At 65.1% G+C, this 11,425-nt stretch carries 14 protein-coding genes and 1 pseudogene; 9 read left to right on the top strand and 6 right to left on the bottom strand.

Annotation, left to right across the window (positions count from 1 at the left end; genetic code table 11):
* Positions 1-305 (bottom strand): FAD-dependent oxidoreductase (locus A5698_RS27790; protein ID WP_197506608.1); only part of this gene is annotated, 305 nt, incomplete at its 3' end.
* Between A5698_RS27790 and A5698_RS02530 the strand changes: the two are divergent.
* A pseudogene (locus A5698_RS02530) lies at positions 237-728 on the top strand (NAD(P)/FAD-dependent oxidoreductase); the annotation flags it as partial. The gene A5698_RS27790 and the pseudogene A5698_RS02530 sit on opposite strands and share 69 nt — an antisense overlap.
* Here A5698_RS02530 and A5698_RS02525 read toward each other — a convergent pair.
* From A5698_RS02525 to A5698_RS02510, 4 genes are all read right to left on the bottom strand, one after another.
* On the bottom strand, positions 729-995 hold the full coding sequence (locus A5698_RS02525) for a YdeI/OmpD-associated family protein (protein WP_068292899.1): 267 nt from the start codon (positions 993-995) through the stop codon (positions 729-731).
* A gap of 42 nt (positions 996-1,037) precedes the next feature.
* Positions 1,038-1,586, bottom strand: a complete 549-nt coding sequence (locus A5698_RS02520; protein WP_231967278.1) for an LppA family lipoprotein — start codon at positions 1,584-1,586, stop codon at positions 1,038-1,040.
* A 10-nt stretch (positions 1,587-1,596) separates the two neighbouring features.
* Positions 1,597-3,357, bottom strand: coding sequence for an alpha/beta hydrolase (locus A5698_RS02515; RefSeq protein ID WP_068292893.1), 1,761 nt, complete (start codon positions 3,355-3,357; stop codon positions 1,597-1,599).
* A 66-nt stretch (positions 3,358-3,423) separates the two neighbouring features.
* Positions 3,424-3,747 carry a WXG100 family type VII secretion target gene (locus tag A5698_RS02510; protein ID WP_156670586.1) on the bottom strand — a complete coding sequence of 108 codons (324 nt, stop codon included), beginning with the start codon at positions 3,745-3,747 and terminating at the stop codon, positions 3,424-3,426.
* A gap of 184 nt (positions 3,748-3,931) precedes the next feature.
* On the opposite strand from A5698_RS02510, the gene A5698_RS02505 reads away from it, so the two are divergent.
* From A5698_RS02505 to A5698_RS02475, 7 genes are all read left to right on the top strand, one after another.
* A complete protein-coding gene (locus A5698_RS02505) occupies positions 3,932-5,743 on the top strand; it encodes an AMP-dependent synthetase/ligase (RefSeq protein WP_068292886.1) in 1,812 nt (603 codons plus the stop codon).
* Between the two features lie 434 nt (positions 5,744-6,177).
* Positions 6,178-7,911 (top strand): aa3-type cytochrome oxidase subunit I, encoded by a 1,734-nt coding sequence (gene ctaD, locus A5698_RS02500; protein ID WP_068292883.1) that lies wholly within the window; start codon positions 6,178-6,180, stop codon positions 7,909-7,911.
* 34 nt (positions 7,912-7,945) lie between these two features.
* A complete protein-coding gene (fdxA, locus tag A5698_RS02495; protein WP_067092392.1) occupies positions 7,946-8,293 on the top strand; it encodes a ferredoxin in 348 nt (115 codons plus the stop codon).
* Positions 8,290-8,928 carry a helix-turn-helix transcriptional regulator gene (locus A5698_RS02490; RefSeq protein ID WP_068292880.1) on the top strand — a complete coding sequence of 213 codons (639 nt, stop codon included), beginning with the start codon at positions 8,290-8,292 and terminating at the stop codon, positions 8,926-8,928. The genes fdxA and A5698_RS02490 overlap by 4 nt, the downstream gene beginning before the upstream one ends.
* 37 nt (positions 8,929-8,965) lie before the next feature.
* Entirely contained in the window at positions 8,966-9,340 is a 375-nt protein-coding gene (locus A5698_RS02485) for a cupin domain-containing protein (RefSeq protein WP_067287259.1), read from the top strand.
* Positions 9,337-9,681 (top strand): hypothetical protein, encoded by a 345-nt coding sequence (locus A5698_RS02480; RefSeq protein ID WP_068292877.1) that lies wholly within the window; start codon positions 9,337-9,339, stop codon positions 9,679-9,681. The genes A5698_RS02485 and A5698_RS02480 overlap by 4 nt, the downstream gene beginning before the upstream one ends.
* Positions 9,674-10,111 carry a group III truncated hemoglobin gene (locus A5698_RS02475; protein ID WP_068292874.1) on the top strand — a complete coding sequence of 146 codons (438 nt, stop codon included), beginning with the start codon at positions 9,674-9,676 and terminating at the stop codon, positions 10,109-10,111. The genes A5698_RS02480 and A5698_RS02475 overlap by 8 nt, the downstream gene beginning before the upstream one ends.
* Before the next feature lie 75 nt (positions 10,112-10,186).
* On the opposite strand, the gene A5698_RS27785 is transcribed toward A5698_RS02475, so the two are convergent.
* Positions 10,187-10,504 (bottom strand): LppA family lipoprotein, encoded by a 318-nt coding sequence (locus A5698_RS27785; protein WP_502688862.1) that lies wholly within the window; start codon positions 10,502-10,504, stop codon positions 10,187-10,189.
* Between the two features lie 68 nt (positions 10,505-10,572).
* Here A5698_RS27785 and A5698_RS02470 point away from each other — a divergent pair.
* A partial coding sequence (locus A5698_RS02470; RefSeq protein WP_084792212.1) for a DUF222 domain-containing protein occupies positions 10,573-11,425 on the top strand: 853 nt, incomplete at its 3' end.

The following is an 11,425-nucleotide window of genomic DNA, read 5'->3' as shown; positions in this document are numbered from 1 at the left end:
GACTGTTCGTCGTCCATCCGCGCCGCGGCCACGTCACCCGCGGCGAATACGCCGGTCACCCCCGCGATCCGCAGATAGTCGTCGACCGGTACGCGAGCCAGCGGGTCCACACCCACGCCCAGCCGTCCCGTCAGCGGATGGGCGCGCATACCGGCACACCAGACGACGGTGGCCGTTTCGATGACCTCACCCGTCGACAGCGTGACGCTACGTTCGCCGACCGCGGTGACGCCCACGCCGGTGATCGCCTCGACGCGGTTGTCGCGCAGCGCTTTCTCGATGACCGGGCGTGCCGACTCGCCCATGTCGGAGCCGACGTGCGCGTTGCGGTCGACGAGTATCTGCGGATCGCGGGGGTGACCGGCGTATTCGCCGCGGGTGACGTGGCCGCGGCGCGGATGGACGACGAACACCTGTCGGTGATGTCGTGTCAGCACGGGCGACCGATGGGTCGCTTCGCCGGCTACAACGTGATCGGCGATCTCCTGGGCCTGCCCATGATGCCGCTGCGGATTCCGTGGTACGTCACGGTGCTCGACCTGGGTCCGGCCGGAGCCGTCTACACCGAGGGTTGGGATCGCCACGTCGTCAGTACCGGCGCGGCGGCCAAGGCGACGAAGCGGATCATCAACGGCGAGCGGATCTATCCCCCGCTGACCGGCGACCGCTCGGCGCTCCTTGCCGCAGCGGCACCGGAACTGCAGAGCGCCCCCGCCTACGAGCAGTGACTACCTGCCGTTTCGCTCGCGGTGCTTACATCCGGGCCAGCAGCACGGACGGCGCTTACCCTCCTCCAGTTCCTCCTGCGTCCGCCGGATCCGCCGTTCGCGCGTCTTCTGCTGCTTGGCGTCTTCGACCCAGCAGATGAACTCATTGCGCGCCAGCGGCGTGATGTCGTTCCATGCGGCAAGCGCGGTGTCGTTGGCGAGCAACGCCTTACGCAGATCGGCCGGCAGCTTGTGCACGACGCCGCCGGAAACTCGCGTATCACTCATGGGCGCACGCACCGTACGCGACCCGGATCGACGACAGCGGCGTCACTTCTTGTCCCGCGGCAGTCGGCAGCCGGTATACCCGGAGACCACGAGGTTGCCTCGGTAGCCGATCTTGATGAAGATGCCGCCCGGCCCCGAGAACCACACGTCGTGGTTTCCCGGCTGGTCCTGCATCACCTGCATGTCGGTCGCGCCGATCTTCTGCGCCGACTCCTTCGCTGCCGCAAGGATCTTCGTCCAGTCCGACTCGGAGACGTTCGGACGCACGGCAATTGCGTCCGGTAGAAAATACCCCTGCGCACCGGTCTGCTCGTAGGGTTCGCGATGGCATGTTTCGCTCGAGCCCTCGTGCGGCGTCTGGAAGGCGATCGCGGGGACTATCGTTCTGGCACGGCTGGTGATCTCGTCTACCGCCGATTGCACTTGCGCCTTGGTGTCCTCGAAGGAGGGCAGCGTCTGTAACTCCTCGAGTGCGCTTGCCGATGGGGTGGGCGGATCGGGTTCCGTTGGTTTTTCCACTTGGCATCCTGTTGCTGCTAGGGCGATGACGGTGGCGGCGCAGAGGAATCCGCGGCGGAGGTGTCTTCTCATGTCGGGGTCTTCAGTCTCCGGGGATCGCGTTCGTGGTTCCCAGACCGGCGATCACGGCGGCGATGTTGTATCCGGTCGTGTGTAATCGTCCATTCTCGCCGAGTCTCGGGTAGTCGCTGTGACCGGATGCTCCCTCGAGGTCGAGGGTGCCACCCGGCCCATCGGGCACGGTAGCGGGCCCTGTCGCCAACCGGGTGAAGTTCGGGTTGGTCGCCGGGTCGGGCCCGAAGTCGCCCAGCACCTCGTTCAGATACGACCCGAGGATCGGAATGCCCTGACCGACGGTTCTGGCGTCGTACACCGCTTGAATGGGGTCGTCGGGTGTCTGCATGGCGTAGACGTGGCCCGGCTGCAGTTGCAGTTCCTGCGGGGTCGACGCCTCGATCCCGGGAGATCCGTAGAAGATGGCGTCCGTGACGCCGTGGTCACCAGGTTCCTGGAGGGTCAACCCCGTGGTCAGCGAGCCGTACGAATGTCCGACGGCGGTGAGATGCGCGGGTACGCCTTCGTGGGACGCTTGCAGACCGTCGTAGAAATGGGCCAGATCCTGGCCGCCCGCCTTGGCGAGGGTGTCACGGCTGACGTCCCATCCCCCTTCGAGTGAGCCACCGAGGTCGTCGGCGCCCGGTATCTGGGGAGCGTCGTAGCCGATCCACGCGACGGTCGACACGTTCTCGAGCTCGCGCCCGGGTGTCAGACCGAGCTGCCGTTGAGCTTCCGCCCTGAGATGAGTTGCTTCGTCGGCCATGGCTTCGATCCCGCCGGCCACCGTGGTATTCAGGCCGGGCGTGGTGACGGACACGTGGTCGGCCTTATCCGGATCGCCGACCGCGATCGCGGCGTGGGCGTGCTCGCCGCTCTTGGTGTCGAGCAGCATCAGTCTGCGATCTGGCTTGTCCGCGACGGACCTGTCGACCGCCTGCAGATCGGGCAGAAACCTGGAACCGGCCAACGCGCCGTCGTAGCGGCGTTGCCACTCTTCGTATTCCAGACGGTCGTCGAAGATCGCACCCGGCTTGTTGGGCGGTGGAACGTTGCGGCCTTCCGCCCAGTCGGGATGCTGGTTCCTCAAAACGTCGGCCTGCGCCGCGGCCGCCTGGTTCCGGGCGAGTTCGTCCGCGAGCGTCAACCGGTTGAAGTGATCGCGTTCGGCCGCAGGCATTCCGTCACGGTTGCCGATCGAATGGTCTTGCTGATAGAGCCACGCCTTCTCTTCCGGAGTGAGCCTCTCCCATAGGTCGTGGAATTCCCTCGCGTCTTCGGGCAGCGGCTTGGAAAGCGCTTCCTGGATTTCGGGTCTGCTGTCGGGCGGCGGCTCCGGGACGGCTTCGGCGCCGGTGGCCATCTTGATCGCCTGAGCCAGCTCCTGGTCGGCCAACGCCGCCTCGGCGAGGATGGCGTCGAGCCGGGCCTGCAGCTCTTCGCGCTTCGCCTCGACGGCGAGCAGGTCGAGGATCGAGCCCTGGATCGCCGGACCCGCGACGACTTGATTGGAAGCCGGGTCGACGTCTAGGCCGGCGTCGGCTGCCTCCGATTCCAGTTGGGCGAGATCGGATTTCACCTTGTCGATTGCGTCGGCCGCCTCGTCGGCGGCGTCGGCCACGTCGACCGCCTCCTCGCCGTGGAGCCTCAGCTGGGAGCGGATGTCGCCGTTGGCGTCCTCGGCAGCCTCGGACGCCTCGCCACCCCAGGATTCGAAGGCCGACAGGTCCGCGATGCCGTCAGCGGCCTCAACCGCCGCTTGGCCTCGGCTGCGAGCGGCGCCGGCCACATCTCGGACGTCACCGCTGTCCCACCGATGTATGTCGGCAACCGTTATGGCCACGGGCGCCCGGCGTCAGATCCCGAGATCGACGCTGCCGCCACCGGCGGCATCGATCGCGGCGGCGTTGTGCCCGTCGACCTGCGCGTAGACCCGTGCTCCGTCGCGCAACGCCTCGGCATGTCCCACCATCCGGCCGAACAATGCGCTGGAGTCGGCCTGCCATTTCGTGACGGCCGCGCCCAGGGCCGCCGCGGCACCGCTCGGCACCCCCTTCTGCGCGGTCTCGATGCGGCCGTCCGCTGCAGCGTGGACCGACCGCATCGAATCGGCATGTGCGTCAACCGTCGAGGCTGACGCCATCAAATCCTCCGGAACAACCCGGACCGCTTTCGGCACGATCCCTCCTACGCCGACCACGGATACCAATCAGTCCACGATACGGTGCCGCGGACGTCGGTCCTCACCGATATCCGCGCCGGCGAATGCCCGGTCGGCGAAGTCGAAAGCGTCAGAAATCGCCGCTCTGGGTACCAGAACCGCGATACTTACCGCACCGCGCTCGTCCGACCAGGAGACGGTTATGTCGACAGAGACCAAACACGAACCCGAGACCATGGCACACGCGAGCGTGGCCGCGATGTTCTTCGACCGCGTTCGCAAATCCGCCGAACGGGAAGCCTTCCGCAAGCTCGACGGCGAGCGGTGGATCTCGATCAGCTGGAAGGACGCTGCCGAACAGGTGGAGGCAGTGGCCGCGGGACTGTTGGCGCTCGGCATCCAGCCCGAGGAACGCATCGGGATCGCGTCGAGCACGAGATACGAATGGATCCTCGCGGATCTGGCCATCATGTGCGCCGGAGCGGCGACGACGACCGTCTACCCCACGACCAACGCCACCGACACCGCCTTCATCCTGAGCGATTCGGAGTCTCGAATCGTCTTCGCCGAGGACGAGGCGCAGCTGGAGAAGTTGCGGGAGAAGCGCGACGACCTGCCGAAGCTGGAAAAGGTTGTCGTGCTCGACGGAGACGGCGACGGCGAGCTCATCATGTCGCTCGCCGACCTGGCCGAGCTCGGAAAGACATACCTTTCCGACCATCCCTCGTGCGTTGAGTCGACGGCGAAAGCCATCACGCCCGACCAACTCGCGACGCTGATCTACACCTCTGGCACGACTGGTAAACCCAAAGGGGTGCGACTATCGCATGCCGCATGGGTGTACGAAGGGACCACGGTCGCCGGCTTCGACATCCTGCACGAGGACGACCTGCAGTTGTTGTGGCTGCCGCTGGCCCATGCATTCGGCAAGGTGCTGATCTCGGCGCAACTGGCGTGCGGCTTCGCCAGTGCGATCGACGGCCGCGTGGACAAGATCGTCGCAAACCTCGCCGAGGTGAAGCCGACGTTCATGGGGGCCGCGCCACGCATCTTCGAGAAGGCCCACGCACGTGTCGTCACATCGCAGGAGGGCGTGAAGGAGAAGTTGTCGGCTGCCGCCTTCGCCGTCGGGCGTCAGGTCGATCAGTACCGGCTCGCCGGCAAGTCGGTCCCGCTCCCGCTGAAGGCCGCGCACAGCGTGTTCGACCGCCTCGTCTTCAGCAAGGTGCGAGCGGTCTTCGGCGGACGCATCAAATTCTTCATCTCCGGCTCAGCGCCGCTGAACCGGGACATCGCCGAATGGTTCCACGCCGCAGGGCTGCTGATACTCGAAGGCTACGGCTTGACCGAGACCGCGGCCGGGGCGTTCATCAACCGGCCCGACAACTACAAGCTGGGCACCGTGGGCCGGGTTTTCGACGGCACGTCGGTGCGTATCGCCGACGACGGCGAGGTGCAGGTCAAGGGGCCATGCGTGATGGACGGCTACCACAACCTGCCCGACAAGACGGCCGAGTCGATGACCGAGGACGGCTGGCTGCGCACCGGCGACCGAGGCCAACTGGACGACGACGGCTTCTTGACCATCACAGGGCGAATCAAGGAGTTGTTCAAGACATCCGGGGGCAAGTACGTGGCGCCGCCCGCGATCGAAGGCCGATTCATGGCGCTCTGCCCGTATGCGAGCCACATCCTGGTCTTCGGCGAATCACGCAAGTTCTGCGTCGCACTGATCACCCTCGACCCCGACGAACTGTCGGGTTGGGCCAAGCAGCACGGCCTCGGCGATCGGAGCTACGAGGATCTGGTGCAGTCGGATGACGTCCGCGACATGATCGGCGGCTATGTCGACGAGCTCAACTCGCAGCTGAACCGGTGGGAAACCATCAAGAAGTGGGAACTGCTCGACCACGAGCTCTCCGTCGAGGGTGGTGAGCTCACCCCGTCGCTGAAGGTCAAGCGCTCGGTCGTCGAGGAGAAGAACCAGGAACTGCTCGACTCCTTCTACTCCTGAACGCGCCTCACCCGTAATCCCCAAGCCACCAACGCCGCTGGCGGGATGTGACAGCGGCAATGCCGTAGCAAGACCCGTCGCAGGGGGTGTCAAATCGGCGATGTCTGCGCTACTGTTTTACACAAAATCATATTGTAAATAGTAGCGGGAGGTTCCGCATGCGGGGCCGACGTCGCCGGCACGGGCCGGCTCACAGGACACTCTCAGACCGGCGCCGCCGGAATGCGCCGCGACGTACGACCGACGGCAGCGTTTGTGCCGCGAGGCATTCTCGCGCAGCAAAACACGCTGTTTCGCGGCGCCTTCCGTCATCTGTAGACCGTCGCGCCACTGCGTTCTGCACCGTCGCTCGTAAGCGAGCCCACCTATGACCGGCTGAGCGCCCGGCTAGCCGGTCCGCACCATCGCCACCGCGATGGGGACAGGAGGAAACCGTGACCGCCGAAGCGCCGCCCGCGGTAGTAGAAGCTCGCCGCCCGTTCCCAGCCCGCGTCGGCCTGAAGGGCACGCTCGTCTACAGGCTGGTGACGACCACCGATCACAAGCTCATCGGAATCATGTATGTCGTCACCTGTTTCGGCTTCTTCTTCGCGGGCGGGCTGATGGCGTTGTTGATCCGCGCCGAGTTGGCGAGCCCGGGTTTGCAATTCCTTTCCAACGAGCAGTACAACCAGCTGTTCACCATGCACGGCACGATCATGCTGCTGTTTTACGCCACCCCGATCGTGTTCGGCTTCGCCAACCTGGTGCTGCCGCTTCAGATCGGCGCACCCGATGTCGCCTTCCCCCGGCTGAATGCGTTGTCTTACTGGCTGTTTCTGTTCGGCGGTCTGATCGTATTGTCGGGATTCATCACGCCGACCGGAGCGGCGGATTTCGGTTGGACCGCCTACACGCCGCTCTCGGATGCGATCCACTCCCCGGGAGCCGGCGGTGATCTGTGGATCTTGGGCCTGGCCGTGGGCGGATTGGGCACGATACTGGGCGCGGTCAACATGGTCACCACAGTGGTGTGCATGCGCGCGCCGGGCATGACGATGTTCCGGATGCCGATCTTCACGTGGAACATCCTCATCACCTCCATCCTGGTGTTGATGGTGTTCCCGCTGCTGACCTCCGCGTTGATGGGGTTGGCGGCCGACCGGCACCTGGGCGCTCACGTCTACGACGCCGCGAACGGCGGCGCGATCCTGTGGCAGCACCTGTTCTGGTTCTTCGGCCACCCGGAGGTCTATGTGGTGGCCTTGCCGTTCTTCGGCATCGTCACCGAGATCGTTCCCGTCTTCTCCCGCAAGCCCATGTTCGGCTACAACAACATGGTCTTCGCGACGATGGGCATCGCCGCATTGTCGATGGCGGTCTGGGCTCACCACATGTTCGCGACGGGCGCGGTCCTGCTGCCGTTCTTCTCGTTCATGAGCTACATGATCGCGGTGCCGACCGGCATCAAGTTCTTCAACTGGATCGGCACAATGTGGAAGGGTCAGTTGACCTTTGAGACGCCGATGCTGTTTTCGGTCGGGTTCATGGTGACCTTCCTGCTCGGTGGCCTGTCCGGGGTGATGCTGGCCAGCCCACCGATCGACTTCCACGTCACCGACACCTACTTCTTGGTCGCCCATTTCCACTACGTGCTGTTCGGCACCATCGTGTTCGCCACCTTCGCAGGAATCTACTTCTGGTTCCCGAAGATGACCGGCCGACTGCTCGACGAACGACTGGGCAAGCTGCACTTCTGGCTGACGCTGATCGGCTTCCACACCACGTTCCTCGTGCAGCACTGGCTGGGCAATGAGGGTATGCCGCGCCGTTACGCCGACTACCTGCCGTCCGACGGCTTCACCACGCTCAACGTCGTATCGTCCATCGGGTCGTTCATCTTGGGTGTATCGATGATCGTGTTCACGTGGAACGTGGTGAGAAGCTGGCGATTCGGCGAGCCGGTGACCGTCGATGACCCCTGGGGTTTCGGCAACTCGCTGGAGTGGGCCACCAGTTGCCCGCCGCCACGGCACAACTTCACGGAAATCCCGCGCATCCGCTCGGAGCGGCCGGCGTTCGAACTGCATTACCCCTGGATGGTCGACCGTATGCGCGCCGAATCCCACATCGGGCGTCATCGCGAAGCCGACGCGGTCCCTCACCGATCCCCGGGGCGAGGCCCCTAGTATTTACAAGTAATACTTGTGTAAACTAGGTGGCATGACCTACGTGATCGGCAAGAATTGTGTGGACGTCATGGATCGGGCGTGCGTCGATGAGTGCCCGGTGGATTGCATTTACGAGGGCGGCAGGGCGCTGTACATCCATCCGGACGAGTGCGTGGATTGCGGTGCCTGCGAACCGGTATGCCCAGTCGAGGCGATCTACTACGAAGACGACCTGCCCGCCGACGAACACGGACACCTCGCCGACAACGCCGCGTTCTTCTTCGACACGTTGCCCGGACGCGACGCCCCGTTGGGCTCGCCGGGAGGGGCGGCCAAGCTGGGGCCGGTGCCCGCTGACGCCCCGTTGGTGGCCGCAATGGAGCGGCAGGACCAGCCGTGAGCGGCCGTCGCGAGGACGTCTTCGAGTTGCTTAGAAGCGCAGATGCCGCGTTGAGCATCGCCGAGATCGCCGAGCGGTTGGACGTTCACCCCAATACCGCGCGGTTTCACCTCGACTCGCTGGTCCAGTCCGGTCGGGTGCACGCCGTGGAGGCCGGCCGCACAGGACCGGGTCGGCCGCCGTTGATGTTTCGCGCCGTTGTGGGCATGGACCCGGGTGGCCCGCGTGACTACCGAACGCTGGCCGCCGTCCTTGCCGATGCGCTCGCGCGCCAAGCCCAGCCCGAGCGTCGTGCCGTCGCGGCCGGTCGCGCCTGGGCCGATCACGTCGCCGAGCCTGGGAGAGCGCGCAGCCGCCGGCAGGCCGTCGATCGGCTCAGTGATCTGCTTGCCGAGTTGGGGTTCGCGCCCGAAAAGCGGTCGACTACAACGGGTCCCGGTGAGATCGGGTTGCGCAACTGCCCGTTCCTGGAGGTGGCGGGCAGCCGCCGCGATGTGGTCTGCCCGGTCCATCTCGGGCTCATGCAAGGCGCGCTGGAGGTTTGGGACGCTCCGATCACCGTCGATGCGCTGACGCCGTTCGCCGAACCGGACCTGTGCGTGGCGCATTTGGCCTCGACGACATCGGCCTCGTGATGAGCACACGGTGACGGGTCGAGGAAGAGGAAACACCATGAAATCCATTCCCTTGCAGGTACTTGCCGACGAACAACTCGGCCGGGCACGTCGGTACGGAGGGCATGCGGCCTATACGGTTCACGGCGGACCGGACCGCGGACTCCGCCAGACGGTGGTCGCGCTGACCAAAGGCCTCCGGTTGCGACAGGAAGCCGATCCGGCCGAGGCGACCCTTCAGGTGCTACGGGGCCGTGTGCGGCTGAGCACCGTCGATGACCGCTGGGATGGTGTCGTCGGTGACCAGCTCACCTTGCCTACTCGCCGGCACTGCCTGGACGCGCTGCAGGACTCGGTCATCTTGCTCACCGTCCATACCGATGCGCCGCATATCCCAGGTACGGCGTTCGACAGATCCAAGCAACCGGCATGACCGCGCGCCTGGACCACACATCGCGGGCGTGCGAGTTATCCGAGGTCGACCTCGACACCATCGCCTGGGGATTCCTCGGATCGGAGTTCACCGGCCTGACTTACGCCGACTGGCCGATCGAACGCAGAGTAGATGCTTTTCTCGAGCACCGCGGCATGACCGACATCCTCAACGACGGCGACGCCGACGTCGCCGTCGTGCAGCATGTGCTCACCAACATCGGGGCGGCGCTGCGCGACGGTACATTGCCCACGGCCACTTGGGAGACCTCACGCCGGAACCGCGCGGTAGCGGCACGCGGCGCGTCCGGCCAGGCGATGCGGAGTGTCCGATATGGGTGATAAACCGCTTGCGCGCGATCTCGCCACCCGTGCGGACGTCGAAGCGTTGTTGGTCCGCTTCTACACCGAAGCGTTCCGCGACGAGCTGCTCGCCGAGCCGTTCGCCGAGCTGGCTTCGCAGGGACTGCACGAGCACCTTCCTGTCATGTGTGACTTCTGGGAGACCGTGCTCTTTCGAGCCGGGCTGTATCGGCGCAACACGCTGAACGCGCACCGGCATGTCCATGAGCAGACAACCTTGGACGCAACGCATTTCGCGCGCTGGCTTCATCTGTGGACATCGACCATCGATCAGATGTACCGCGGCCCGGTCGCCGACCATGCCAAAGTCCAAGCGGCCCGGATTGCCACGGCCATGCACCGTCGCCTGATCGGCGTCCACGCTCCGCAGCTCGCCGCGCTGGGCGTCACGACACCGCAGCGAGTGTGAACCGCCTGCACGAGTGAAGGTTTCTTGTCCGCCGAGGGCCGGTAGCCGCGCGGTGCCTGCGCGTGATTTGGCGCTCTACTTCGGTGATGACCTTGTCTCCGGCAGTCGGCGACCGGTGTAGCCGGTGACTACCAGGTTTCCCTTGTAGGACACCTTCAACGAGAGTCCCGCAGGACCGGTGAACCACACATCGTGTTTGCGCGGTTGGTCTTTCATCGTTTGAACGTCGGTCGCGCCGATAGTGTCAGCCGCTTTCTTTGCCGAGGCAAGCACGTCGTCCCAGTCCTGTTCAGACAAAGAAAACGTTCTCTGCGATCTGGCTCGAGAGGTACGTCGAGACGCCGTCAGATGCGTCATAGGTCTCGGAGCAGTTACCGGACTTAACCTCCTCAACGTCGATCGCGCTGTGGACAACGCGACCCTGTCAGAAAGTTTGAGCCAGTGGACTTGTCAGACCTCGAATGTATGTTCGGGTTATGTCGGGGACGGCGTTGCAGGCGGCGATATCGGCGCTGCGTGCGGCGTATGAGGAGGTCGCCGCCTGCGATGTGGATCTGTTGACCCGGCACGAGTTGGTGGCTGCTCTTGATGAGTGGGAGACGTTGTCGTGTCAGCTCCCGACGATGAATCACCGCTTGCTGGCTCGCCTGCAGTGTGAGACGACGCCCAATGAGATGGGTGCCCACACCTGGAAAGAAGTGCTGCGGGTGCGCTACCGGATCTCGACGAGCGAGGCCAACCGGCGGTTGACCGAGGCCGAGGTGCTGGCCCCGCGCCAGGCGGTGACCGGGCCGTCGCTGCCACCGGCCCTGCCCGCCACCGCCGCTGCCCAATCTCAGGGTTTGATCAACGCCGAACATGTCGAGGTCATCCGCAAATCGATCACCAAACTGCCCAGCTGGGTCGATGCGGCCACCCGCGAGCAGTTCGAACTCGACCTGGTCCGTACCGCGGTCAAGGTCGGGCCCAAAGAACTCACCGACACCGCCGACCTCACACTGTTTCTGCTCGACCAAGACGGACCCGAGCCCACCGACATCGACCGCGCCCGCAAACGCGGCCTCAGGAAGTCCAAACAAGGCCCCGACGGGATGGTGGAACTGCGCGCCACGCTGACCCCCGAAGCGTGGGCGGTGTGGGAAGCGATCTTGGCCAAATACGCCGCCCCGGGCATGTGCAACCCCGACGACCCCCAACCGTGCACCTCGGGCACCCCGACCCAAACCCAAATCGACAACGACCACCGCACCCTGGCCCAGCGCCAACACGACGCACTGCTCGCCGTCGGGCGCATCGCATTGATGAGCGGACAGC

It is taken from the genome of Mycobacterium sp. E136 (assembly GCF_001666865.1).
Taxonomy (GTDB): Bacteria; Actinomycetota; Actinomycetes; order Mycobacteriales; family Mycobacteriaceae; genus Mycobacterium.
This window is presented reverse-complemented; position numbering and strand designations above follow the sequence as displayed.

Coding starts and splice junctions, on each gene's coding strand:
- A5698_RS02485 (WP_067287259.1), top strand. CDS start 8,966: ATGAAATCCATTCCCTTGCAGGTACTTGCCGACGAACAACTCGGCCGG.
- A5698_RS02525 (WP_068292899.1), bottom strand. CDS start 995: ATGAGTGATACGCGAGTTTCCGGCGGCGTCGTGCACAAGCTGCCGGCC.
- A5698_RS02480 (WP_068292877.1), top strand. CDS start 9,337: ATGACCGCGCGCCTGGACCACACATCGCGGGCGTGCGAGTTATCCGAG.
- fdxA (WP_067092392.1), top strand. CDS start 7,946: ATGACCTACGTGATCGGCAAGAATTGTGTGGACGTCATGGATCGGGCG.
- A5698_RS02520 (WP_231967278.1), bottom strand. CDS start 1,586: ATGAGAAGACACCTCCGCCGCGGATTCCTCTGCGCCGCCACCGTCATC.
- A5698_RS02505 (WP_068292886.1), top strand. CDS start 3,932: ATGTCGACAGAGACCAAACACGAACCCGAGACCATGGCACACGCGAGC.
- A5698_RS02475 (WP_068292874.1), top strand. CDS start 9,674: ATGGGTGATAAACCGCTTGCGCGCGATCTCGCCACCCGTGCGGACGTC.